Source organism: Maritalea sp. (assembly GCF_047634455.1).
Classification (GTDB): domain Bacteria; phylum Pseudomonadota; class Alphaproteobacteria; order Rhizobiales; family Devosiaceae; genus Maritalea.
The window spans coordinates 1-24682 of sequence record NZ_JBLIAI010000028.1 but is presented as its reverse complement, the minus strand read 5'-3'; the positions used below and the strand labels follow the sequence as shown (position 1 = coordinate 24682).

Below are 24682 nucleotides of genomic sequence, written 5' to 3'. Positions count from 1 at the left end.
TTATGTGAATTGTTAGATTGGAATGAGTAATGCTGAAGATAAAGAATAGGCAGGCGCGTTGGTTTTGGCTGAACAAAAACTTGTTGGCAAAGCCGCCGCTTGGCCAGTTTGATCTTTTGCAAACTGTCAAAGATCTCGGCTTTGTACAAATAGACACGATTCAAAATGTCGCGCGCGCGCACCACCATATCCTGTGGAGTCGCAACCAAACTTATCGTTCGGATATGATTGATGAACATTTGGGCCGTTCGGGTGATTTGTTCGAGCATTTTACCCACGATGCCTCGATGATTCCGAGTGAGTTTTTCCCCATGTGGCAGCGGCGTTTTGATCTTATGAAGGCGCGTGTTGAACGGCACTATTTTGGCAAAGAAGTGACAAGTAAAAAAGTGCAACAACTCATCCTTGATCGCATCACGAAAGAGGGGCCGCTGTCCACTGAAGCATTTGATACAAAAATTGAAGGCAAAAAAGAGATGTGGGCGCGTCCGCCGCACAAGAAAACGCTGGATTATCTTTGGTATGCGGGTGTCTTGACCACGTCGCACCGGGAAAAGTTCCGTAAGTATTACGATCTGACGGATCGGGTGATTTCCAAAGAATTGTTTGATACGGAGCTGAGTGAACAGGAGCAAATTGATTGGTTGTGCGAAGCGGCGTTGCGCCGTTTGGGTGTTGCAAGCCCCGGTGAAATTCGGAAATTCTGGGAAGCGGTCAGCCCGAATGAAGTAAAAGCATGGGCGGAGACGGCTGATGTTGAACCTGTCGCTGTGCAAGCAAATGATGGCAGTTGGTCGGAAGTTCTCGCCTTTGGCGACATTGAAAGCGAACTTGACGAATTGACCAAGCCAACATCACGGCTGCGTATAATTAACCCCTTTGACCCGTTGATCAGGGATCGGGCGCGGCTAAAGCGCTTGTTTGGGTTTGACTATACAATTGAAATTTTTGTGCCCGAAGCAAAGCGAGAATGGGGATATTATGTTTATCCGCTGTTGCAAAATGATCGGTTTGTCGGCCGAATTGAATTGAAGGCTGATCGCAAGAAATCTCAGTTGAACGTGATTTCGTTTTGGCAGGAGCCTAAGGTGAAATGGGGTGATGCGCGCATGAACGCCCTGGATAAAGAACTAAAACAGTTTGCAAAACTAGGTGGTGTTGAAGACGTTGTTTGGTTGTGCGCGCAGACATAGGATTAAATTGTTCAGTTGAATTGGACCAGAATGGATGCAGCCGACTAGGGTCTGAACTCAACTGAGAAATGATCTGGACAGCAGTTCAAATTTGATCAGATTTAGGCGAATGGGCCGAATTGACTTGCTGTCAATGAGGATATTTCAACGACAAACTGGCAAAATTGAATGCTGCCTTTCGGGTTATGTGCAAAACAGGCTGCTTCAGCGTCGAAAAGCCTCACCGATATGAAAATCGCTTTCGTTTCTCTCCTCAAATCAGTCTATTTTGCACCCAATCCAGACCTTTTCTCAGTTGAGTCCAGACCCTAGACTTCAAACTAAGCGTGCGCTAACAGTTTGGCATGGTAATTGAGGCGGAACTTATGGCGAAATCGGTCGTGTGCGTGGGCGAAATCATGCTTGAGCTTTCAGGAGTCCAACCTGACGGCTCGGCTCGGTTTGGCTTTGGTGGCGATACCGGGAACACAGCGATCTATTTGTCGCGCTTGTTCGGAAATGAAAACAAGGTCGGCTATCTGACGAGACTGGGGAAAGGGCCGTTTTCTGATAATCTTGCAGCGGGAATGCGGGATGAAGGTGTTGTGCTTTCGCCTACTACTCAATCAGAACCCGGAACGCCTGGCCTTTATGCAATCAGTACTGACGCAGAAGGAGAGCGCTCGTTCACCTACTGGCGTCGTGATGCGGCGGTAAGGCACGTTCTTACTGGCGTGGGCGCTGATCAAGAAGAAGAGTTCCTCTTGGGTTTTGATGCGCTATATTTGTCGGGCATAACATTGGCGATCTTATCGGATGCGGGGCGAAATCGGCTGCTCAACATCATCAAACAATTTGTGTCTGAAGGGCGCGATGTGATGTTTGATGTCAATTTTCGTCAAAACCTTTGGCAAAGCCACGCGCCAGATATCGATGTTCCTAAAATGATGGAGCAAGTGATTGGCCTGTCGACGATTGTTAAAATTGGCCAAGACGAAGCGGAAGCTCTATTCGGCACACAAAGCATTTCGCAAACAATTGACCGGCTGTCTGTGTTGGGAAATGCGGCGTTGGTGGTTACCGATGGCGCGGGCCGCATTGTGGTCTATGCTGATGGGACGACGCAGAACATCGAGTTTGATGTTGTTGCAAAGGTTGTTGATGCAACGGCGGCCGGTGATAGTTTCAGCGCCGGGTTTTTGGCGGCACGCCTTAATGGCAATGTGTTGCAAACCTGTGCAAAAACTGGTCAGCAACTTGCCGCGTGTGTCATCCAATTCCCCGGTGCAATCATACCGCGTGACCAGATGCCAGCATTAGATCTTTGATTTTGGTTCATTTTCAAATGATTGTTATACGGCAGGGAAGATGTTGACCCGCTTTACCTCACCGTAGGCGAAGCTGGTTTCAATTGCCGCAACCCCAGGAATTTTGTGTACTTTTTTGCGGGTAAATCGCTCATAGTCTTCCAAGCTGGCCACGACCACACGCATCAAGTAATCCCAGTCGCCAGTCATTAAATGACATTCAAGAATTTCATCAATGTGCAGAATAGCGGTTTCAAAACCTTTCACCGCATCCTCGGTGTGATGCTGCAGTTTGATTCTCACAAATACAGTAACAGGCAGCCCGTACTCTTTTTGGTCAACAATAGCGCAATAGCCTTTGATTATGCCGCGTTTTTCAAGGCTTTTGAGACGTCTTAGGCAGGGCGAGGCAGAGAGATTTACACGCTCGGCAAGCTCTTGGTTGGTTAACCGACCATTCGCTTGCAGTTCCCTTATTATCTTTTGGTCTGTTTGGTCCAAAATTGTCTCCTTTGAGCAATTATCTGCCAATAAATCATCTTTGATTGGCAAACAAAGTCAGAAAATGCCCTTCAAAAAGCAGTATCATGTGAACAAAGGTGGTGCAACGACCATCAGTTTCAGCTTTGGAGATTTGCGAAATGAAAGATGATGCATTGGGTCGCCCGTTAGGGTTTTCGACAAGAGCTATTCATCACGGTTATGATCCTTTGGATGAAGAGGGAGCACTTACGCCGCCGCTTCACCTCACGTCAACATTTGCATTTGAAAGTGCGGAGCACGGTGGCGACATTTTTGCTGGTGAGAAGCCGGGTCATGTTTATTCGCGCATTTCCAATCCCACCTGTGATTTGCTGGAGCGCCGTATTGCCATTTTGGAAGGCGCTGAAGCGGCGTTGGCGAACTCATCCGGTATGGGGTCAATCTCATCTGTGATGTGGACATTCCTGTCGCCGGGTGACGAAGTGATTTGTGACGAGACTCTATATGGTTGCACGTTTGCGTTCTTCACGCACGGTCTGGCCAAGTTCGGCATCAAGATCACCCATGTGGATATGACCAACCCAGCGAATGTGCGGGCAGCGATTAGCGACAAAACCAAAATTGTCTATTTCGAGACCGTTGCAAACCCAAATATGCGTTTGGTCGATGTGGCTGCAGTGTCCGAAATCGCGCACGAACATGGTGCGAAAGTGGTTGTTGATAGCACATATACTACGCCGTATTTGATGCGGCCGATTGAATTGGGTGCCGATATTGTTGTGCATTCAGCAACGAAATATCTTGGTGGCCACGGTGACGTTATCGCAGGTTTGGTTGCAGGTTCGCTGGAAGATATTACCCAAATACGCTTGGTCGGCATGAAGGATATGACCGGGGCCGTGATGGCGCCGTTCAATGCGATGTTGATTTTGCGGGGCATTAAAACATTGCAGCTGCGGATGGATCGTCACTGCGCCAATGCGATGAAAGTAGCGCGCGCCCTTGAAGCACACCCGATGGTTTCTGTGGTGCATTTCCCCGGTCTGGAGAGCTTTCCACAGCATGACCTTGCCAAACGCACAATGAAAGACTTTGGTGGCATGATTGCTTTTGAAGTTATCGGCGGCATTGATGCGGGTAAAGCGACCATGAACCACTTGAAGATGATCAAACGTGCGGTAAGCCTTGGCGATGCTGAAACATTGATCCAGCACCCTGCCAGCATGACGCATTCCACATACACTCCGGAAGAACGTGCAAAACACTTGATCAGCGAAGGTTTGATCCGCATGTCTGTTGGCCTGGAAGAGCCAGACGACATTATTGCTGATTTGATGCAGGCGCTGCCCATGGCGGCAGAAAAAGTCGCTTAAGTAAGTCCTTTGTGGCGGCGCTTTCAAGCTAGATGGCTGAGAAAACGCCGCCGTTTCTGGACACGCTTCAGAGCATATATGGCTTGCCCTTTGATATTTGTTATGTAAGATGTCTGACAACTTTTATATGTGACTGCCACGTTGTCGTGCTTGTTTGACGAATGTCACAACTGCTCCAAGAGAGAACCGTCATGAAAAAAGATATTGAGCAACTCAAGCAATTGGAAAACCAAGTTCTTTGGCTTGCCTGTTGGATGATCCACAACGCGAACCATTTGCGCCCAAAAGGCGATGGCGACGTGAAAGTGGGGGGGCATCAAGCTTCTTGCGCGTCAATTGTTTCGATCATGACCGCGCTCTATTTCCACATATTGAAGCCTGAAGATCGTATTGCGGTTAAACCCCACGCGTCGCCGATTTTTCACGCCATCCAGTATCTTATGGGTAATCAAACTCGCGAGAAAATGGAAAACTTTCGTGGCTACGGTGGAGTTCAAAGCTATCCAAGTCGCACGAAGGACATTGACGATGTTGATTTTTCCACCGGGTCGGTTGGCCTAGGTGTAGGGATCACCGCATTTGCCTCAATGATTCAAGATTATTTGCAGGCCAAAAAGTGGGCAAAAGACAAGCCGATGGGTCGCATGATCTCGTTGATTGGCGATGCGGAGATGGATGAAGGCAATATTTTTGAGTGTCTTCAGGAAGGTTGGAAACATGATGTGCGCAATGTGTGGTGGATCATTGACTATAACCGACAAAGCCTTGATGGGGTCATCAAAGAGGGACTTTGGGAGCGTCTTGAGACGATCTTTAAAGCTTTTGGTTGGGAAGTGGTCAGGATCAAGCACGGTTCGCTACAGCGTGCCGCATTTGCAGAGCCAGGCGGTGATAAGCTGCGCGAGTGGATCGACAATTGTCCGAACCAGCTTTATTCGGCGCTGACTTTCCAAGGCGGTGCCGCTTGGCGCAAACGCTTGTTGGATCAAATTGGCGATCAGGGTGATGTAACCGCTCTCATCGAGAAGCGTTCTGATGAGGAATTGTCGGCGTTGATGAACAATCTGGGCGGTCAGTGCATGGAAACATTGGTTGATGCGTTCGAGAGCATTGATCACGATAAACCGACCATGTTCTTGTCCTACACCATCAAAGGTTGGGGCACGCCGCTTGCGGGGCATAAAGACAATCATGCTGGATTGATGACACCTGCTCAAATGGAGATCTTTCGCAACAATGTTGGGGTTAAAACTGGCAGCGAGTGGGAAAAGTTCGGCGCGATTGCAGATCAAAAGAAAACGCAAGCGTTTTTGGATCAGGTTCCGTTCTTCTTAAAGGGTACACGCCGTTTCAGTGCCGATGCAGTTCCTGTGGGCGAACCGGTGAAGTTGACCGACCGGATGCAATCTACGCAGGCAGGTTTTGGCAAAATATTGGATGCGATTGGCAAGCGCGATGACAAGCTTTCCGAGCGCATCATCACCACGTCACCTGACGTGACGGTGTCCACCAATATTGGTGGGTGGGTCAATCGAAAGGGCTTGTTTGATCGAAAAGTGTTGCAAGACACGTTTAAGGATGAAGCTATTCCTTCGGCGCAAAAGTGGCAGTTCTCGCCAGATGGTCAGCATGTTGAGCTGGGCATAGCGGAAATGAACTTGTTTCTAATGCTTGGGGCAGCAGGTCTTTCGCATTCGATTTTTGGCGAACGGTTGTTGCCGATTGGCACTGTTTATGATCCGTTCATCGCCCGTGGTTTGGATGCGCTGAACTACGCTTGTTATCAAGATAGTCGCTTTATGATTGTTGGCACACCATCCGGTATCACGCTTGCGCCAGAAGGTGGTGCGCACCAGTCAATCGGCTCCCAATTAATTGGCATGAGTCAAGACGGATTGGCCGCATTTGAACCTGCATATTTGGATGAATTGTCCATTATCATGCAGTGGGCATTTGATTATATGCAACGCGATGGTGAGGGTGATCCAGACGAGCGGACTTGGCTGCGTGATGAAACAGGTGGCTCAATCTATATGCGTCTGTCTACACGTCCGCTTGAACAACCGATGTGGCGTGAGGGTGATGATTTCAAACAAGGTGTAATAGATGGCGCCTACTGGTGGCGCAAGCCGGGTGCCAATTGCGATGTGGTGATTGCCTATCAAGGGGTGGTTGCGCCTGAAGTGCTCGATGCAGCGGGTCGGATTGGCGAAGATCGCCGCGACATTGGTGTTTTGGCTTGCACGTCAGCAGATCGTTTGAATGCGGGTTGGACGGCTGCGCAGCGCGCGCGTCGTCGTGGTAATGGAAATGCCATGTCGCATGTTGAGCGGATGTTGGCGGATTTGCCACCGCATTGCAAAATCATCACCGTGACGGATGGCCATCCCGCGACTTTGAGTTGGCTGGGCGCAGTAGCAGGGCACGAGACCATCCCTCTAGGCGTTGAGCACTTTGGCCAGACTGGCACAGTTGGTGATCTATATAGCCACTACGGAATTGATGCTGATACAATAGTTTCTGTGGCGCAAAATCTTGTGTGTGGTCGGCCACTTCGAAACCTTCGGATTGTCGTTTAGGTTCGGTATTAGTCGCCTCACATATTGTGGCGGCTAAATCACCTCTGATCGAATTTCAGCGATGTGCAGGCGCATTGCCGCTTCGGCAGCTTTTGCGTCGTGTGCCTCAAGAGCCGCAATTATCCGCCTATGTCCCGCATTGGAAACTTGGTCGCGACGCTGACGCTCGGCAGGCGTTGATGCGGTTGGCAACATGCTTTTGTTGATTTCGCGGAGCACGTTGAAAAGCAGTTCGTTGCCGGTGGCGGCCGCAATGGCCTCGTGAAATTCTTGATCGTGTTTTTGTCCGGTTTGGAAATCTTCGGTTTCGTTGACCAGCGTCGCGAAGTTTTTGATGATGGCGAGTTGGTCTGCATTTGCATTTTCTGCCGCCAAGCCAGCAATTTGCGGTTCGAGCATTTCGCGCAATTGGAAAAGATCAAAAAGTTTTCTCTTGCCGCTCTTTTTGGAGAATCCTAGCGCCCGAACGAGATCAGCTTGGCTTGTGGCTTGAATAAAGTTGCCGCTGCCTTGACGGGCAGCGAGCACACCCTGTTCTTGCATCACCCGAATGGCTTCACGCAATGAGTGGCGCGAAACTTTGAAACGTTCTGAAAGTTGGCGCTCTGGCGGTAAGATATCGCCTGGGCCGAGTTTGTCCTGTTCAATCAGCGAACGAATTTTGGCAACAACAGATTCATAGGCACGAACTGTCGGCGTGGTTTTTGTTCCAGATTTCAGTTTTTCGAGTGCATTTGACCGTGTTTGGGACAATTTTTTCTCAACCAATTTTGATGTGTTGAGAGTTTAAGCGCAAAAAAAGCCCAAAAATCAATAGCTAGGCCGAAATTAGTTTTCTAAGAATTGGTTGGCGGTACATGCTATTGCATAGCGATTTTGGATGAAATGTGAAATTGGTACAACCACTTCTTGATTGTTGCCAATTTGTGCCTAAGATGTGTTTTGTTGCGCAAGGGGGGCTTATGCAAAACTTTACGACCCGACCAGAAATTGTTGGCGATTTTGGCGTTGTGGCGTCAACACACTGGATCGGTTCGGGTGTTGGTATGTCGGTGCTTGAACGTGGCGGCAATGCGTTTGACGCTGCCGTTGCAACGGGTTTTACGCTGCAAATTGTCGAGCCCCATCTCAATGGTCCGGGCGGTGAAGTGCCGATGATTGTCGCTAAAAATGGCGAAGCACCGCGCGTGATATGCGGGCAGGGTGTTGCACCTGCAGCGGCCACAATTGGTGCATATACATCACTTGGTCTGGATATCGTGCCAGGAAGTGGTTTGCTTTCTGCGGTAGTGCCGGGGGCGTTTGATGCATGGTTGATGTTGCTATTGGACTATGGAACCTTGCACCTTCGTGATGTGCTGTCCTATGCGATCAGCTATGCCCAAAATGGGGTGCCTGTATTGCCAAATATCGCGGGTACAATTGGCAACGTAAAGGGACTTTTCAACGAGCATTGGCACAGTTCCGCTGACGTATATTTGCCCAATGGGCAAGTGCCGTCTGTTGGTAGTCGGTTTAAAAATCCTGGCATTGCAAAGACGTATTTGCGGATCATTGAAGAGGCTGAAAGCGCTGGCGGAAACCGTGAACAGCAAATTGAAAAAGCACGTTCAATTTGGCGCGAGGGTTTTGTGGCCGACACCATCGATAGTTATTTCCGTCAAAATGAAATGATGGATAGTTCGGGGCGGCGCAACAAGGGTCTTTTGAGCGGCGATGATATGGCCCGTTGGCAGGCAAGTTATGAGGAGCCGCTGGGCTATCACTACAAGGGTTATGATGTGCTCAAAACGGGACCATGGGGTCAAGGACCAGCTTTTCTGCAGCAGTTGGCTCTGCTCAAAGGGGTTGATTTGGACGTGCTTTCACCAACTGATCCAGACTTTGTGCATCAAGTTGTTGAAGCGAGCAAACTGGCGTTCGCTGACCGCGAGGCATTTTACGGTGATCCAGACTTTGTCGATGTGTCGATGGCGACCTTGTTGAGCAACGAGTATAACGATCAGCGCCGCAAACTGATTGGCGAAATGGCATCGCTGGAACAACGACCCGGATACGTTGATGGTCATGGTGGACCAATCCTTGATCGGCCGAAGGGCAAAACCCGTGAAGGGCGTGCAAACAAAGATATGGGCGAGCCAACAGTTGCGCGGTTTGACGATTTGTCCACAGGATCGGACGGACGCACAAAAGGCGATACGTGTCACCTCGATATCATTGATCAGTGGGGCAATATGGTCACCGCGACACCAAGCGGCGGGTGGTTGCAGAGTTCGCCGGTTATTCCAGAACTTGGGTTCTGCTTGACCAATCGCGCACAAATGTTTTGGCTCGATGAGCGATCACCGTCATGTATTGCGCCGGGCAAAAGGCCGCGCACCACATTGTCTGTTTCAATGGCGATGAAGGATGGTGCACCAGAAATGATTTTCGGCACACCCGGCGGCGATCAACAAGATCAGTGGTCCTTGCATCACTTCTTGCGCTATGTGCATTTTGGACAAAATTTGCAAGAAGCAATAGATGCGCCGGGGTTCCACTCAAATCATATTCCAAGCTCCTTTTTTCCACGGGAAATTGATGCGGGGCATCTGGTAGTGGAGGGCCGCTTTCCGCAAGCGACCATCGACGAACTTTTAAAAAGAGGTCACAAGTTGCATGTGGATGGCGATTGGACATTGGGTAGAATGACAGCTGCGTCCAAAACAGGCGGGTTTTTGCGCGCCGGTGCAAACGCACGCTTTATGCAGGGCTATGCGGTTGGAAGATAGTTTGATAACAGGCGCTTATGGTCGCTTTCGAAAAACCCAAATCAAGCACTTCAACTGGAGATTCATGCTTGCAATTGCCTTTCAATGCTGTGCAACCTTGCGTTATTGAGTCCCAATAAGAGTTGTTATGATGGTTCGGCAAGTTGATATTTTGGTGATTGGCGCTGGTATTGCCGGCGCTGGTGTTGCAGCACAATTGGCGCAAACCAATTCAGTGATCATATTGGATATGGAAGCCCGGCCCGGCTATCATTCGACGGGGCGTTCTGCTGCAATGTTTGCAATGAATTATGGCAACGACCCGATTAAAAAGCTCAACCGAGCATCGTGGGACATGTTCCATCAATTGCCAGTCGATTTTTTTCCGCACTCGGTATTGACGGACCGTGGCGTGCTGCATGTCGCTAGTGCTGCGTCTGAGCCTGAATTTGATGAGTTGATGGCAAACGCAGATGACATTGAACGGCTAACGCCTGCGCAGGCGGCAGAGATTATCCCTATTCTGGACACGTCATATTGTGTAACCGCTGGCCTAGAGCGAGAAGCAAAAGACCTCGATGTTGCGGCGCTACACTATGGATGGCTCAAACAGACAAAACAAAATGGCGCTGAGGTAATCTGCGATGCGGGCGTCAGCGATGCAGAATTTGTGGATGGCCTCTGGCATGTGGAAACGGCAAAGGGAAAATTCAAAGCAAAAATCGTTGTCAACGCCGCAGGCGCGTGGGCAGATGAGATTGCGATAATCTTTCGCGTTGCACCCGTTCGATTGGTTGCAAAGCGCCGCACGATTGCAACCTTGCCATCTTCCCACCCAGACGTGTCCCACAAATGGCCGATGCTGTTGAGCGCTTCGGAGGACTGGTACATGAAACCTGATGCGGGTAGCTTTTTGGTGTCCCCGGCTGATGACGATATCGTGCCACCTCATGACGTGTTTGTTGACGATATGGTTTTGGCAGAGGGGCTTTTTCGCTTTTGTGAAGCGACAACATATGATGTTAGCCGTGTAGACAGCAGTTGGGCGGGATTGCGGGTTTTCGCGCCAGACAAAACACCAGTGTGCGGTTTTGCACCTACGGTTGAGGGATTTTTCTGGTTGGCAGGGCAGGGTGGTTATGGCATCCAGACCTCACCTGCATTGTCACTTTTGGCCGCGCACATGATTTTGGGGCATTCATTGCCCGCATTTGCGGATGCACAACTTATCAACGATTTGTCGCCAGATCGGGCGGCACTTAAACAATAGGAACTAAAATGAGCATTCAACGCATTAATCCAGGCCCGCGCATGAGCCAGGCTGTTGTTTTCGGCAACATGGTCTATTTGGCTGGCCAAGTTGGTACGCCTAGCGCCAGCATTCAAGGGCAAACTGAATCTATTCTTGCAAAAATTGATGCTTTGTTGGCACAAGCGGGCACATCAAAATCAAACGTCTTGAAAGCCGAAATTTGGCTTTCTGACATGTCACACTTTGCAGCGATGAACGAACTTTGGGATGCCTGGATTGACCCAGCAAATCCACCAGCCCGCGCGTGTGGCGAAAGCAAGTTGGCAACGTCAGAGTATGATGTTGAAATTATGATCACAGCCGCCAAAATCTAGCGTTGGCTGTGCTTATCATGCGGTGGACTTGTCGTATGATGCGAAATGCTAATTTTGCACAATTTTGTTTTGTGTTTAAAACATCCACGTCGAAGAATTCGAACGGCTTGCTATTGTGAGCCGTTTTTGATCATTTGAAGGGAAATGGGATGACCGAAGTCGCGCGCGAATCCATGGAATATGACGTTGTAATCGTCGGGGCCGGGCCAGCTGGCCTGTCTGCTGCGATCCGCCTGAAACAAATTGGCGGCGACGACATTTCGGTTGTGGTGTTGGAAAAAGGCTCCGAAGTCGGGGCTCATATTCTTTCGGGTGCGATCTTGGACCCGGTTGGCTTGAATAGGCTCATTCCTGATTGGCAAGAAAAAGGCGCGCCGCTCCACACCGAGGTGACAACAGATCATTTCAACGTGTTTTCCAAAACCGGTGGATTTTCAATCCCGCATATTCTTATGCCGCCGCTGCTTTCAAATAAGGGCTGTTACATTGTTTCAATGGGCAATGTCTGCCGTTGGTTGGCTGAGCAAGCTGAAGCGATTGGTGTTGAAGTTTTCCCAGGCTTTGCAGCATCAGAGTTGGTTTATGGCGACAATGGCGCGTTAGCTGGTGTTGTGGCGGGTGAGTTTGGATTAAACCCAGACGGCACACCTGGTCCAAACTATGAATCAGGTATGGAGTTGCGCGGCAAATATGTGTTCTTGAGTGAAGGCGCGCGCGGATCGTTGGCCAAGCAGGTTATTGCCAATTTCGAGCTTGATAAAGATGCTGACTATCCAAAATTTGGTTTGGGCATGAAAGAGATCTGGGAGATTGACCCCGCCAAACACAAATTGGGCCACGTTGAACATTCTTTGGGCTGGCCACTTGGTGGTGAAGCGGGTGGTGGGTCCTTTATCTATCATTTGGAAGACAATCAGGTCTATGTGGGCTTTACGGTGCATCTTGATTACAAAAACCCCTATGTTTTCCCATACATGGCGTTCCAGCAATTCAAGCATCACCCACAAGTTGCTGCACTGCTAGAAGGTGGTCGACGCACGGCTTATGGCGCGCGGGTTATCGCAAGTGGTGGCATCCAGTCACTGCCCAAAATGGTGTTTCCGGGTGGCGCATTGCTTGGCTGTTCTGCGGGACTGCTTAACTTTGCGCGGCTTAAGGGTAATCATAACGCCATGCTTTCGGGCATTGCAGCAGCGGAAGCTGCGGCGAAAGCTCTAAAGGCTGGTCGTCAAGGTGATGAACTTGCGGATTACGAAACTGAAGTGCGCACTGGTGAGATAGCCAAAGAATTGAACAAAGTCCGTAACGTGAAGCCGATGAGCTCGAAGTTGGGCGCGGTTTGGGGTACGATTTTGGCAGGCGCGGATATGTGGTTTTCATCACTGTTCGGATCGCCGCTATTGGGTAAATGGCGCCACGGCAAGTCTGATGCGATGGCGACGGAACCAGCGGCAAATCATCAAAAGATCGAATATCCGAAACCGGATGGAACCCTGTCGTTTGATCGTTTGACCAACGTGTCGTTCAGTTTCACCAACCACGCTGAAGAGCAGCCTTGCCAATTGAAATTGGCAGATCCTAGTCTGCCGATCTCGAAAAATTTGCCTGAGTTTGATGAGCCTGCGCAACGTTATTGCCCGGCCGGGGTTTATGAAGTGGTTGAGCAAACAGATGGGTCTGGTCCAAAGTTTGTCATCAATGCGCAGAACTGCGTGCATTGTAAAACATGTGACATCAAAGACCCTGCACAGAACATTACATGGGCAACGCCGCAAGGTGGCGAGGGCCCCAATTATCCAAATATGTAGTGTTTTTGCACTAGATGGAATCCTAAAAACCCGCAAGATTATGCCCTTGCGGGTTTGTTTATTGAAAAGGTCAGAAATATGCACACTGGAAGCTGTTTATGCGGTGCGGTTGAGTTTGAAGTCACAGGTGAGTTGAAAGCGCCGGATGCTTGCCACTGTGATGCATGTCGCAAAACAACAGGGCATTATTTGGTGTCCACAGACGTTGCCAAAGATGCGCTAAAAATCAGTGGTGAAGAGAATATCAGCTGGTTCCAATCATCCGAAAAAGTGCGCCGCGGCTTTTGCTTGATGTGTGGATCAACCCTGTTCTTTGATGCGATCTTTAAGGACTGGACGGGTGTGGCCATGGGCGCGTTTGACAAGCCAACAGACGTCAAAATGGAAAAGCACATCTTTACGGCAGAGAAGGGTGACTACTACGACATCACCGACGGATTGCCACAAAACGAGCACTGAAATTTCACTGTGCAAATTGGTCACACCACTGTTTCAAAACACAGCCTGAGCCAAGAACTGCTTGCCAAATTACTCCCTCGGTGAAAATCTGACCCTAAGAATCGCGAATTCTTCGCGCCGGCAATCGCACCTTGCGGTTGTTTTTTAGGGTATGTTTTGCCCTAGGAAGCATCGAATAATCTCTTGCCGGGATTAGTTTTGATGAGGTGAGATGATGTCTGACACGACAAGTGTGCAGGCGGAGCAGGCCAATTGGCGCAGCGAAGCAAAAACGACTCTAATTCTGGCGTGGCCGTTGATTCTGGCACAACTGGCGCAAATCGGTTTGGGCACGACCGACGTTATTATGATGACGCAACTCAGCCCAGATCATCTGGCGGCGGGTGGCTTGGCGACCTCCATAATGTTCTTGTTTCTCATGTTTGGCATCGGTCTAGCGACATCTGTTTCTCCATTGATGGCGCAAGCCATCGGCCGCGAGGACTATCGGTCTGCCCGCAGAACCGTCCGGCAAGGATTTTGGGTTGTCATAATTTTCGCGACAATTTTGGTGCCGTTCATCCTGCAAACGGAATGGATATTTGAGGTCTTAAGACAAGATCCGAAACTTGCGGTATTGGCAGCTGATTATGTGAAGTTCGCCGCATACCAGTTCTATCCGTTTTTGCTGTTCATGGTTCTGCGTGGATTTTTGGCGGCGCATGAAGATACAAAAATTGTACTTGTTGCGACGATCATCGGCATCTTTGTGAACGCGCTTGGAAACTACGCGCTGATGTTTGGCAATTTCGGGTTTCCTCGACTTGAACTGGCAGGCGCTGGCATTTCTACGATCATCGTGCACTCCGTCACGTTTCTATTCGGGCTGAGCTACGTGCTCTTGCGCAAGAAGTATCGTCACTATGAATTGCTCGTCCGTTTTTGGCGACCAGATTGGCCGCGTTTTTGGGAGATACTAAAAATTGGCGCACCTATTGGCCTAATGCTGACAGCCGAAGTTGGTCTATTCAGCGTTGCTGCAATCATGATGGGCTGGCTGGGCGCGACGGAACTCGCGGCGCATAACATTGCAATTCAACTGGCATCAATTTCATTCATGGTACCATTGGGATTGTCCCAAGCAACAACCGTGCGCGTTGGCCTGCAATACGGCAGAGAGTCAGCGATTGGTGTTGGTGTTGCGGGTTGGACATCAATAACGATGGGCACCGGGTTTATGGCGATTACCTGCGCGATGTTTGTTTTGTTTCCGCATGTTTTCATTGCATTGTTTATCGACGCTTCAAAACCAGAAAATGTGCAGGTTTTTGGGCTCGCCGTTTCATATTTGGCGGTGGCCGGTCTGTTTCAGTTGGTTGATGGTGCTCAAGCGATGGCTTCGGCATCTTTGCGAGGGCTCAGTGACACGAAAGTGCCTATGTTTGCTGCCATCTTTGGTTATTGGCTGATGGGATTGCCGATCGCCTACTATTTTGGTTTTCAAACAGAACTACGCGGAGTAGGCGTTTGGCTGGGTCTGGCTGGCGGCTTAGCCATTGTTGCTGTGATTCTTAATTGGCGATTTGCCATGCGCGGTAGTCTTGGTTTGCTGGCGTTAAAACCAAACATGCACGAAAACTAGAAATGGTTCAAACATGAAGCAGCTTCCCTCAATGTTTTATATTTAAAGCATATATTGATTTCAGGCTGTAATTGGGCCTAATGTTGTGCTGAATTGTAGGGTTGAGAATTACTTTGGCGAAAGAAGTAAATTAACCCACTTGACCTTCGACGCACATTGAGGGAACGATTGTGTATGGAAAAGATTATTAGGGAGGCTCTTTCCGGTCATGTTGCAGAAACAGGTGGTCTTATCATCGGCCTACGTCATGTACAGGAAAGATGTCAGTTCGTGCCCAGCGACACCGTTCGGATCGCGGCAGAACTATTTAACATAAGCCAGGCGGAAGTGCGTGGCGTGATCAGCTTCTACGCTGATTTTCGCGACAAGAAGCCCGGCCAAAATCACATTCGTCTTTGCGTTGCAGAGGCGTGCCAATCTGTTGGTGCGCGCGCAATTGAAGAAGACCTGCTGAACCGTTTTGCCGTTCGAATGGGCGAAACGGACGCGTCTGATTTTGTCACCATTGAACCGGTCTATTGCCTTGGCTTGTGCTCTTGCGCGCCCGCGGCTGAGGTCAATGGAGAACTGATCGCGCGCGTCGATGCTCAGCGGATTGTAGACGAGGTGGGCTCATGAGCAGTTTGCGCATTTACGTGCCGCTCGACAGCGCTGCTGTTGCGCTTGGTGCGGATGAGGTTGTGGCGGCGATTTCGCAGGAAGCGACCTCTCGCAATTTGGTCATTGAGATCGTGCGCAATGGATCGCGCGGCATGCATTGGCTCGAACCCTTGGTTGAGGTCGAAGTTGATGGCAAGCGGATTGGATATGGCCCGGTTGCGAAAGCAGATGTGGCCTCGCTTTTTGAGGCTGATTTCTTGAGTGGTGGCGTTCACGCCAAATCTGTTGGAACTGTTGAGGAACTGCCCTTCATGGCAGATCAACATCGCCTAACTTTTGCGCGTTGTGGCGTAACTGATCCGCTTTCAATTGCTGACTATCAAGCGCATGGCGGACTAGAAGGCGTTACGAACGCTATCAAGCTGAGCCAAAGCGACATTGTTGAAACAATCAAAGCATCGGGCCTTCGGGGTCGTGGCGGCGCTGGTTTTCCCGCTGGCATCAAGTGGGACACTGTGCAAAGCGCACAAGCCGATCAGAAATACATCGTTTGCAATGCGGACGAAGGCGATAGCGGGACATTCGCTGATCGCATGATCATGGAAGGCGATCCATTGCTGTTGATTGAGGGCATGGTGATCGCCGGGCTGGGCGTTGGCGCAACCAAAGGGTACATCTATCTGCGCTCTGAATATCCAATTGCCGCTCGTATTCTAAATGAAGCCATTGAGGTCGCTAAAGCAAACAAATTGCTCGGTGATGACGTACTTGGTTCCGGTAAGGCGTTTGAGCTTACTGTGTTCATTGGCGCAGGGGCATATATTTGTGGCGAAGAAACTTCGCTGCTTGAAAGTCTTGAAGGCAAACGTGGCGTGGTGCGCGCAAAGCCACCACTGCCCGCACTCGAAGGACTATTCGGCAAGCCAACGCTGGTGCACAATGTGTTGTCGCTTTGCGCAGTGCCTTGGATCATGGCAAATGGTGGCGCGGCCTACGCCGAATACGGTCAGGGGCGTTCAAAAGGAACGTTAGCGTTCCAACTGGCGGGCAACATCAAGCAGGGTGGTTTGTTTGAAACCGCATTTGGCGTTAAACTAGGTGATCTGGTCAATAAATATGGTGGTGGCACTCGATCTGGCCGGCCGTTCAAGGCTGTGCAAATTGGTGGCCCTTTGGGCGCGTATTTGCCCGAACAAATGCTCGACTTGGCAATGGACTATGAAGTGATGGCGCAAAATGGCGCTGGTGTTGGGCATGGCGGCATTGTGGTGTTTGACGACAGTGCTGATTTGCTCGCTCAAGCCCGTTACGCCTTCGAATTCTGTGCTGAGGAAAGTTGCGGCAAGTGTACGCCATGTCGCGTTGGCGCGGTGCGGGGTGAAGAGGTGATCGATAAGATCGCTGCTGGTACGGACTACGATCAGAACATGGTTTTGCTCGAAGACCTTTGCGAATTGATGGTGGACGGATCGCTTTGTGCCATGGGCGGCATGACGCCGATCCCGGTGATGAGTGCAGTTAAACATTTCCCTGATGATTTTGCGCCGCGGGTTAACCGCGAAGCGGCAGAATAGGAGATAGATTATGCCTATCTTAAAAGAACACGATTTTGGAACACCAAAATCAAAGTCCACAAAAACTGTTGAAGTTGAAGTGGACGGATTTAAAATCTCAGTGCCTGAAGGCACCAGCGTTATGCGCGCGGCGTCTGAAATCGGTATCGATATTCCAAAACTTTGCGCCACAGATAGTTTAGAGCCATTTGGTTCGTGTCGCTTGTGTTTGGTGGAAGTTGAAGGTCGCAAGGGTACACCTGCCAGTTGCACCACGCCTGTTGCGGCGGGGATGAAAATTTCAACCCAAACGCCTCGGCTTGAAAAGCTGCGTCGCGGCGTGATGGAACTCTATATTTCTGATCATCCGCTTGATTGCCTGACCTGTGCTGCCAACGGGGATTGCGAACTGCAAGACATGGCGGGTTCTGTCGGTTTGCGCGATGTGCGTTATGGCTATGACGGAGCGAACCACTTTGATGCAACCAAAGACCAAAGCAATCCATATTTCACGTTTGATCCGGCAAAATGTATCGTGTGCTCACGTTGCGTACGCGCGTGTGACGAAGTGCAAGGCACTTTGGCGCTGACGATTGATGGGCGCGGTTTTGGCAGCAAAGTGGCTGTTGGCGGCGCAGATTTCTTCTCGTCAGAATGTGTTTCTTGTGGCGCGTGTGTGCAAGCTTGTCCAACGGCGACCTTGCAAGAAAACACTGTCATTGAACATGGAACGCCAGACCGATCCGTTCTAACGACTTGCGCATATTGCGGCGTTGGTTGTTCGTTCAAGGCCGAAATGAAGGGCGATCAGGTTATCCGCATGGTGCCCTACAAGGATGGTAAAGCGAACCACGGGCATTCGTGCGTGAAGGGACGTTTTGCTTGGGGTTATGCAACCCATAATGACCGCATCACAAAGCCCATGATCCGCGAGAACATCACCGATCCTTGGCGCGAAGTTTCTTGGGATGAGGCCTTTGCCTTTTCAGCTGAAAAGCTGAAAAAGGCACAAGCCGATCACGGCGTAAAGGCAATTGGCGGCATAACTTCGTCACGTTGTACATCAGAGGAAGTTTGGGTGGTGCAAAAGACCGTCCGCGCTGCGTTTGGCAACAACAATGTGGATACATGCGCTCGGGTTTGCCATTCGCCGACCGGTTATGGCCTAAATCAAACGTTTGGAACCTCTGCTGGCACACAAGACTTTGACAGCGTTGAAGAATGTGACGTGATGATTGTTATTGGCGCGAACCCAACCGATGCGCATCCGGTATTTGCCTCGCAAATGAAACGACGTTTGCGCGAGGGCGCTAAACTGATTGTAGTTGATCCGCGCAAAATCGACTTGGTCAAGTCTGCCCATATTGAAGCGGACCATCATTTGGCGTTGAAGCCGGGCACCAACGTTGCCGTTGTAAATGCGCTGGCGCACGTGATCGCCAAAGAGGGGTTGATCGACGAAAAGTTTGTGCAAGAACGTTGCGACATGCAAAGCTTTAATGAGTGGCGCGATTTCATTTTGGACGACATCAACGCGCCTGAAACCATCGCTGCGGAAAGTGGTGTTGATGCCGAAGAAATCCGCAAAGCCGCGCGGCTTTATGCGACAGGCGGCAATGCAGCGATTTATTACGGGCTCGGCGTCACAGAGCACAGCCAAGGTTCCACGATGGTGATGGGCATGGCCAACCTTGCGATGGCGACCGGCAATATTGGTCGACGTGGCGTAGGTGTGAACCCCTTGCGTGGCCAAAACAATGTGCAAGGTTCGTGTGATATGGGGTCATTCCCCCACGAACTTCCCGGCTATCGGTCAGTGGCCGATGATCAAGTGCGTGGCACGTTCGAAACGGCATGGCAGCGGACATTGGATTCGGTGCCCGGTTACCGCATTCCCAACATGTTCGACGAAGCAATTTCGGGTAAATATAAGGGCATGTATGTGCAGGGCGAGGACATTGCCCAGTCAGACCCGAATACCCATCATGTTGAAGCCGCACTTCGTGCGCTCGACATTTTGATTGTACAAGACTTGTTCCTGAACGAGACGGCGCGCTTTGCGCATGTGTTCTTGCCGGGAACTTCGTTCCTTGAAAAAGACGGCACCTTCATCAACGCTGAGCGCCGGATTAATCGGGTACGCCCGGTGATGAAATCGGCGACGGGTTTGGAAGAGTGGGAAGTGACCCAACGGTTGGCTAATGCGATGGGCTATTCCGAAATGAACTATACCGACGCTTCGCAAATTATGGACGAAATCGCAGCGCTTACACCGACTTTTGCTGGCGTGAGTTTTACACGCCTTGACGAAAAAGGGTCTGTGCAATGGCCGTGCAATGATGATGCGCCCGATGGCACACCGATCATGCATGAAAATGAATTTGTGCGCGGTAAGGGCGCATTCATTGTCACCGAATATGTACCAACCACTGAGAAGACCAATCGCAAATTCCCATTGATCCTGACGACTGGCCGGATTTTGAGCCAATATAATGTGGGCGCTCAAACGCGGCGCACGGATAATGTGGATTGGTGGGAAGAGGATGTCTTAGAAATTCATCCCTCAGACGCGGAAGCCAAAGGCATTCGTGATGGGCATTGGGTTTCTATTCGGTCGCGCAAGGGCGAGACCACGTTGCGGGCATTGGTTTCTGAGCGGATGGCCCCGGGTGTTGTTTACACAACGTTTCATCATCCTGAGAGCGGCGCGAACATCATCACCACTGAGAATTCAGATTGGGCGACCAACTGCCCGGAGTACAAAGTGACCGCTGTTGAGGTGACACCTGCCAATCATAAATCTGATTGGCAAGAGCATTATGCGCTCGAGACACCTTCCATGCGCAAGATTGCACACAAGGCACCAGCTGAGCCAGCCGAGTAATGGGTAGGCAATTGGATAAATTTAGTAATTCGCGCCAGCTGGGGGTTGGGGTTGGCGGGCAAAGAACCACGTGGCAGATCGCAGAGGAGCGTCCAATCGCGCTGGTTTACAACCAACGCAATTACGCGGTGATGCTGGCGACACCCGATGATTTACAGGATTTCGCGGTTGGGTTCTCAATATCAGAGCGCATTGTGAATTCGGCTAGCGAAATCAAGTCCATCACGGTGCAAGATGTTGAAGTTGGGTATGATGTCAAAGTCGAAATTGACCCCACTCGCTTAGAGCGTTTGGATATACGGCAGAAACGCAGAAACCTTGTTGGGTCAGCCAGCTGTGGGTTATGTGGTCTTGAAAATACGGATAGCTTTTTGGCGCCTTTGCCCAAAGTTACCACAACCCGTTTAGTCCTATCCGATCAGGCTATTGCAAAGGCGGTGGGTGAATTGCCCACGCATCAGGTGCTGAACGGGGAGACCTACTCTGTGCATGGTGCTGCTTGGGTCTCGTTGGCTGGCAAAATCGAAATGGTGCGTGAAGATATTGGCCGCCACAACGCAGTTGATAAGCTGCTTGGTGCGCGCGCAAAAATGGATATGCAATCGGAAGGCTTCATGCTCGTAAGCAGCCGTTGTTCTTATGAAATCATTGAAAAAGCTGCGCGCCATGGTGTGCGGGCAGTCGTGTCGATTTCTGCGCCAACGGGTTTTGCCTTAGACAAGGCGGCAGAGGCCAATATTGCCCTTTATTGTTGGTCTAAAGACGGCCCTGTGCATTTGCTTGACTACTGATGTGACCAATCGTCAGGGTCTTCAGAATTGCTTGGCGAAAGGCCAATGATATCGCCTTCAAGATTACACCCAAGCCCCAACACGGTTCGGTTGGCGTAGGAAAAATAGGCGGTTACCTGATTGATTTCAAGGATTTGTCCGTCGTCGAAGCCAGCGGCGCGTAATTGCTTTACATCGTTCTCAATCATTCTTGCAGGTGTTATCGTTAGCTTTCTGGCATATTTTAAAGCAGCAATTTCCCGCATACTTAGGGGGGCCATGTCGACTTGTTCGGTTGTGATCGCTTCACGAATGGCGTGGGCACGCTCGTCGTTTTTCAAATCGCGCATGAGTCCAACGAAGTGATGCTCAAAACAATAGTCGCATTTATTGAGATAACTGACATAAGTGCCTATCGCCTCCAGAAACCATTTTGGCAGCGTGTTGCCTGTGTGATGCAACACAAATTTGTAGAGCGCCATGTGCCCTTCCATGGTGTTTGGGCGTAGCGAATGCAGCATCATGATGTTGTCGACATTGTTGCCTTGGCCGGTTATGCGCTCATATAGCTGCCTGAGTTTCCCGGACGAGGCCACGAAACTTATTGTTCTTATCCATGCCACAAGTACTTCCCCTTTTCCGTCGATCTCGAACGGCCCCAAAACTTCGAAAAATCGACGATTTTGTCCGACAAAGTTGTCAGGCGGGTCTGATTCACTTAGGTTGGGCTTTAAAATTATAGGTTGAGAACCTAAAAGGGTCCAAATGTTTTTTGGTGGCAAGGTGCGATGAAAGTGGCTGGATCAAACGTTGAAGCAGTTGTAAAAATCGTTACGGAGGCGGTTCGCACCGGTCGTTTGGTGCCGGGTACGCGGCTTGTTGAAGCTGATTATACACAAGGGTTGGGCTATAGTCGAAGCACAGTTCGTGAGGCCTTTCAGCGGTTAATTTCGACGGGCCTGCTTACATTTGAACGACATCGAGGCGTTTCAGTTTGTAAATTGTCACGCAAACAAGCAACAGATGTCTATTGCGTTCGGGCTACTCTTGAGGGGTTGGCCGCAAGGCTGGCGACGCCTTTCGCACAACAGAATCCTGAGCGTTTTCAGCAGTTGCAGGCAAAGCTTGATGACGCGGTGGCCCAATCTGACTTGAGCGTTTTTTCGCGGCTAAATACTGACTTTCACAGTCTGATCGCCGAATCCGCCGACAATGATTACCTGTTGCAGGCCATTAAACGATTTGAAACATCGATATTCTGGCTGCAATTTCGTGTGCTTGTTGGGCAAAATGCCGTCTTTACCACCAATGATGATCACCAATTGATCGTGCGGGAGATGCTTCGTGGTGATGAAAAGGGCGCTGAGGCTGCGATGGTCATGCACATCCTAAAAGCTGGTGACTTGGTACAGGCTTTGGACGACGACTATTTTAGGGTCTGAACTCAATTGAATGCTGCCTTTCGGGTTGCATGCAAAACAAGCTGCTTCAGCGTCGAAAAGCCTCACCGATATGAAAATCGCTTTCGTTTCTCTCCTCAAATCAGTCTATTTTGCACCCAATCCAGACCTTTTCTCAATTCAGTCCAGACCCTAGTACCCTGCGATAGCTGACATTGGGTAAAACCCTGTCTTAAAATCCCCTAATTGAAGTTTGCTCCATTTATCGTTGATCAGACAAAGTTTGACTTGACCGACCGATGATTTTATATATTGTCTGACAATCTAATCAGACAATATTGTTGAGGTCTTGGGATGGAACATCAATTCGGTGAAGAATTTGCGCCAGTAGCACTGCCAGATTTTGAAGAAAAATCTTTAGAAGAAATGCGAGCGGGTGCGCGTGCATTTTATGAGCGGACAAAGAAACGGCACACGGTGCGCGACTTTTCTTCCAAACCGGTCCCTCGGGACATTATTGAGACATGTATCAGGGCTGCGGGAACCGCTCCAAATGGTGCTAATCACCAGCCATGGCATTTCAGTGCGATTTCAAACCCGGCGATGAAGTCGAAGATACGTCTTGCCGCAGAGGAAGAAGAGCGCACTTTCTATTCAGGGCGGGCAGGCGAAGAATGGCTGCGTGCACTAAAGCCAATTGGTACCGATCCTGAAAAACCTTTTTTAGAAAAGGCGCCATGGCTGATCAGTATTTTTGGTCAGCGGCGTTCGATTGGCGCAGATGGGCGTAAATACAAGAATTATTATGTGCCAGAATCTGTATCGATTGCTACTGGGTTTTTGCTTTTGGCGCTGCAAGAAGCGGGGTTGGCAACGCTGACCCACACGCCCAACCCGATGAGTTTTCTCACCGAGATCTGCAACCGTCCGGCAACCGATAAGCCATATATTTTGCTTGTTGTTGGCTACCCTGCGGTAGATGCATCGATTCCAAAACACGCACTAGAGAAAAAGCCCCTGTCAGAAATCTCGACCTTCTTTGAGTGAAAATTAGACTGCACACTTGGTCGAGACGGATGCGAAAAAGGTCAGCTCTGGACAGCTGACCTTTTTTTGCATGTGCCTGAGGTTTTGGGGGACAAATAACCTTACAAGCTACATGTTTGAGAATTTTTGGACCATGAAGTCTATGAAAACACGGGTTTTGAGCGCTAGTCTGCGCCGGTGAGGGTATAGGATATAGAGTGGTGTTGTTTCTTCTGCGATGCCCGGCAGTAAGATTTGAAGGTTCCCGGCCTTGATTGAATCTTGTACGATGAACGACGGGATGTATGCGTAGCCAACACCGGCTTCTGCGAGTTTTAGAATAGCCTCGCCATTGTTTGAGCGGGCGCGCTCTAGGTCAGTATTGGACCGTGTGGATTGCCAGGATGGTGCCGCGGCGCGCAAGCTATACACAACCGAAGGCCAAGACTTCAAATCGTCGACCGTTTTTGGTGGCCCGCTCATTTTTTTAATAAGGGCTGGTGCTGCAACGACCTGATGCAGTGTTTCGGCAAATTTGCGTACGATCAGCGAGTCTGATCCAGTAGCGCCAATGCGAATTGCAAGGTCCATGCCTTGTTCAACTATGTCGACATACCTATCTGTCATCTGGATATCGACCTGGACTTTTGGATATTTTTCCATGAATTCGGGCAATACTGGCGTTATATGTTGTGTGCCAAAAGTCATGGGCGAACTGATGCGCAAATGTCCCTGCGGCTCCAATCCTTTTTCCGCAAAGCGGTTCTCAATTTCTGCGTTCTGTTCAAGCATGGCGCGGCAATGTTCAAGATATTCCGTACCAGCTTCTGTAACCGAAACCTTGCGTGTCGTTCGATTTAGAAGTCGGACATCCAAGCGTTCCTCAAGCAAACTTAGGGTGCGCGAGACAATCGCCTTTGAGCATCCGAGCTTGTCCGCCGCTGCAGTAATGCCATTGTTCTCGGCGACTGCCACGAAAGTCTGCATCGCGTTGAGCATATCCATCTTCTTACCCCTTCAAACAATCCTCCGCATCCCGTAGTATTATCAACAAAATTATGAACGATCGTCAATTCAGTATTTTTACCGATTCATTTCGCGCTGAAGATTTTCTTAAACAATTATAATTGGTTGCGCGAAATGCGTTCTCTTGTTGTTAAACTGGAGACGGTCATTACCATTTTACGTAAGTAGAATCCAATAGTATATTTAACTTTTTGGTCAACTAGTTTTGGGTTATCCAGATTCGTCTTAAACAAAAAACAGCGCAT

At 49.9% G+C, this 24682-nt stretch carries 20 protein-coding genes; 16 read left to right on the top strand and 4 right to left on the bottom strand.

Features of this window, described 5'->3' with window-relative positions; all coding sequences use genetic code 11:
* Positions 1-29 precede the first annotated feature (29 nt).
* The gene (locus ACJAZW_RS08900; RefSeq protein WP_415157199.1) at positions 30-1193 is read left to right on the top strand and encodes a winged helix-turn-helix domain-containing protein; all 1164 of its coding nucleotides are present in this window, start codon (positions 30-32) and stop codon (positions 1191-1193) included.
* 365 nt (positions 1194-1558) lie between these two features.
* Complete coding sequence (locus ACJAZW_RS08895; RefSeq protein ID WP_415157197.1) at positions 1559-2500, top strand: sugar kinase; 942 nt, start codon at positions 1559-1561, stop codon at positions 2498-2500.
* Between the two features lie 24 nt (positions 2501-2524).
* Here the strand turns inward: ACJAZW_RS08895 and ACJAZW_RS08890 are convergent, their stop codons facing one another.
* A complete protein-coding gene (locus ACJAZW_RS08890; RefSeq protein ID WP_415157195.1) occupies positions 2525-2980 on the bottom strand; it encodes an Lrp/AsnC family transcriptional regulator in 456 nt (151 codons plus the stop codon).
* Between the two features lie 140 nt (positions 2981-3120).
* On the opposite strand from ACJAZW_RS08890, the gene ACJAZW_RS08885 reads away from it, so the two are divergent.
* Together ACJAZW_RS08885 and ACJAZW_RS08880 are read left to right on the top strand one after the other, a co-directional pair.
* Positions 3121-4335: a methionine gamma-lyase gene (locus ACJAZW_RS08885; RefSeq protein ID WP_415157193.1), complete on the top strand. Its 1215-nt coding sequence runs from the start codon at positions 3121-3123 to the stop codon at positions 4333-4335.
* Positions 4336-4526: 191 nt separating this feature from the next.
* Positions 4527-6914: a 1-deoxy-D-xylulose-5-phosphate synthase N-terminal domain-containing protein gene (locus ACJAZW_RS08880; RefSeq protein WP_415157191.1), complete on the top strand. Its 2388-nt coding sequence runs from the start codon at positions 4527-4529 to the stop codon at positions 6912-6914.
* Between the two features lie 33 nt (positions 6915-6947).
* Here the strand turns inward: ACJAZW_RS08880 and ACJAZW_RS08875 are convergent, their stop codons facing one another.
* Positions 6948-7667, bottom strand: coding sequence for a FadR/GntR family transcriptional regulator (locus ACJAZW_RS08875; protein ID WP_415157189.1), 720 nt, complete (start codon positions 7665-7667; stop codon positions 6948-6950).
* A 209-nt stretch (positions 7668-7876) separates the two neighbouring features.
* Here ACJAZW_RS08875 and ACJAZW_RS08870 point away from each other — a divergent pair, with 209 nt between their 5' ends.
* The 10 genes from ACJAZW_RS08870 (at position 7877) to fdhD (ending at position 21006) form a co-directional block, all read left to right on the top strand.
* Entirely contained in the window at positions 7877-9685 is a 1809-nt protein-coding gene (locus ACJAZW_RS08870) for a gamma-glutamyltransferase family protein (RefSeq protein ID WP_415157187.1), read from the top strand.
* A gap of 127 nt (positions 9686-9812) precedes the next feature.
* Complete coding sequence (locus ACJAZW_RS08865) at positions 9813-10934, top strand: NAD(P)/FAD-dependent oxidoreductase (RefSeq protein ID WP_415157185.1); 1122 nt, start codon at positions 9813-9815, stop codon at positions 10932-10934.
* Between the two features lie 8 nt (positions 10935-10942).
* Positions 10943-11290 carry a RidA family protein gene (locus ACJAZW_RS08860; protein ID WP_415157183.1) on the top strand — a complete coding sequence of 116 codons (348 nt, stop codon included), beginning with the start codon at positions 10943-10945 and terminating at the stop codon, positions 11288-11290.
* Between the two features lie 149 nt (positions 11291-11439).
* Positions 11440-13098 carry a 4Fe-4S dicluster domain-containing protein gene (locus ACJAZW_RS08855; RefSeq protein WP_415157181.1) on the top strand — a complete coding sequence of 553 codons (1659 nt, stop codon included), beginning with the start codon at positions 11440-11442 and terminating at the stop codon, positions 13096-13098.
* Positions 13099-13176: 78 nt separating this feature from the next.
* On the top strand, positions 13177-13557 hold the full coding sequence (locus tag ACJAZW_RS08850) for a GFA family protein (protein ID WP_415157179.1): 381 nt from the start codon (positions 13177-13179) through the stop codon (positions 13555-13557).
* 214 nt (positions 13558-13771) lie between these two features.
* Entirely contained in the window at positions 13772-15178 is a 1407-nt protein-coding gene (locus ACJAZW_RS08845; protein ID WP_415157177.1) for an MATE family efflux transporter, read from the top strand.
* Positions 15179-15352: 174 nt separating this feature from the next.
* Entirely contained in the window at positions 15353-15796 is a 444-nt protein-coding gene (locus tag ACJAZW_RS08840) for an NAD(P)H-dependent oxidoreductase subunit E (protein WP_415157175.1), read from the top strand.
* Complete coding sequence (locus ACJAZW_RS08835) at positions 15793-17352, top strand: formate dehydrogenase beta subunit (protein WP_415157173.1); 1560 nt, start codon at positions 15793-15795, stop codon at positions 17350-17352. Before ACJAZW_RS08840 ends, ACJAZW_RS08835 begins: the two co-directional genes overlap by 4 nt.
* Before the next feature lie 10 nt (positions 17353-17362).
* Positions 17363-20215 carry a formate dehydrogenase subunit alpha gene (fdhF, locus tag ACJAZW_RS08830; RefSeq protein WP_415157171.1) on the top strand — a complete coding sequence of 951 codons (2853 nt, stop codon included), beginning with the start codon at positions 17363-17365 and terminating at the stop codon, positions 20213-20215.
* Positions 20216-20226: 11 nt separating this feature from the next.
* A complete protein-coding gene (fdhD, locus tag ACJAZW_RS08825) occupies positions 20227-21006 on the top strand; it encodes a formate dehydrogenase accessory sulfurtransferase FdhD (RefSeq protein WP_415157169.1) in 780 nt (259 codons plus the stop codon).
* Here the strand turns inward: fdhD and ACJAZW_RS08820 are convergent.
* The gene (locus ACJAZW_RS08820) at positions 21000-21608 is read right to left on the bottom strand and encodes a carboxymuconolactone decarboxylase family protein (RefSeq protein WP_415157167.1); all 609 of its coding nucleotides are present in this window, start codon (positions 21606-21608) and stop codon (positions 21000-21002) included. The two genes, fdhD and ACJAZW_RS08820, sit on opposite strands and share 7 nt — an antisense overlap.
* A 171-nt stretch (positions 21609-21779) precedes the next feature.
* Here ACJAZW_RS08820 and ACJAZW_RS08815 point away from each other — a divergent pair, with 171 nt between their 5' ends.
* Both ACJAZW_RS08815 and ACJAZW_RS08810 read left to right on the top strand, forming a co-directional pair.
* Positions 21780-22427, top strand: a complete 648-nt coding sequence (locus ACJAZW_RS08815; RefSeq protein WP_415157165.1) for a GntR family transcriptional regulator — start codon at positions 21780-21782, stop codon at positions 22425-22427.
* Between the two features lie 312 nt (positions 22428-22739).
* A complete protein-coding gene (locus tag ACJAZW_RS08810; protein WP_415157163.1) occupies positions 22740-23432 on the top strand; it encodes a nitroreductase family protein in 693 nt (230 codons plus the stop codon).
* Positions 23433-23540: 108 nt separating this feature from the next.
* Here ACJAZW_RS08810 and ACJAZW_RS08805 read toward each other — a convergent pair whose 3' ends face one another.
* On the bottom strand, positions 23541-24416 hold the full coding sequence (locus tag ACJAZW_RS08805) for a LysR family transcriptional regulator (protein WP_415157161.1): 876 nt from the start codon (positions 24414-24416) through the stop codon (positions 23541-23543).
* Between the last annotated feature and the right edge of the window lie 266 nt (positions 24417-24682).

What these genes read in the sequence shown, in the direction of transcription:
- ACJAZW_RS08900 (WP_415157199.1), top strand. Translation starts at nt 30, where the DNA reads ATGCTGAAGATAAAGAATAGGCAGGCGCGTTGGTTTTGGCTGAACAAA.
- ACJAZW_RS08895 (WP_415157197.1), top strand. Translation starts at nt 1,559, where the DNA reads ATGGCGAAATCGGTCGTGTGCGTGGGCGAAATCATGCTTGAGCTTTCA.
- ACJAZW_RS08885 (WP_415157193.1), top strand. Translation starts at nt 3,121, where the DNA reads ATGAAAGATGATGCATTGGGTCGCCCGTTAGGGTTTTCGACAAGAGCT.
- ACJAZW_RS08880 (WP_415157191.1), top strand. Translation starts at nt 4,527, where the DNA reads ATGAAAAAAGATATTGAGCAACTCAAGCAATTGGAAAACCAAGTTCTT.
- ACJAZW_RS08870 (WP_415157187.1), top strand. Translation starts at nt 7,877, where the DNA reads ATGCAAAACTTTACGACCCGACCAGAAATTGTTGGCGATTTTGGCGTT.
- ACJAZW_RS08865 (WP_415157185.1), top strand. Translation starts at nt 9,813, where the DNA reads ATGATGGTTCGGCAAGTTGATATTTTGGTGATTGGCGCTGGTATTGCC.
- ACJAZW_RS08860 (WP_415157183.1), top strand. Translation starts at nt 10,943, where the DNA reads ATGAGCATTCAACGCATTAATCCAGGCCCGCGCATGAGCCAGGCTGTT.
- ACJAZW_RS08855 (WP_415157181.1), top strand. Translation starts at nt 11,440, where the DNA reads ATGACCGAAGTCGCGCGCGAATCCATGGAATATGACGTTGTAATCGTC.
- ACJAZW_RS08850 (WP_415157179.1), top strand. Translation starts at nt 13,177, where the DNA reads ATGCACACTGGAAGCTGTTTATGCGGTGCGGTTGAGTTTGAAGTCACA.
- ACJAZW_RS08845 (WP_415157177.1), top strand. Translation starts at nt 13,772, where the DNA reads ATGTCTGACACGACAAGTGTGCAGGCGGAGCAGGCCAATTGGCGCAGC.
- ACJAZW_RS08840 (WP_415157175.1), top strand. Translation starts at nt 15,353, where the DNA reads ATGGAAAAGATTATTAGGGAGGCTCTTTCCGGTCATGTTGCAGAAACA.
- ACJAZW_RS08835 (WP_415157173.1), top strand. Translation starts at nt 15,793, where the DNA reads ATGAGCAGTTTGCGCATTTACGTGCCGCTCGACAGCGCTGCTGTTGCG.
- fdhF (WP_415157171.1), top strand. Translation starts at nt 17,363, where the DNA reads ATGCCTATCTTAAAAGAACACGATTTTGGAACACCAAAATCAAAGTCC.
- ACJAZW_RS08810 (WP_415157163.1), top strand. Translation starts at nt 22,740, where the DNA reads ATGGAACATCAATTCGGTGAAGAATTTGCGCCAGTAGCACTGCCAGAT.
- ACJAZW_RS08805 (WP_415157161.1), bottom strand. Translation starts at nt 24,416, where the DNA reads ATGGATATGCTCAACGCGATGCAGACTTTCGTGGCAGTCGCCGAGAAC.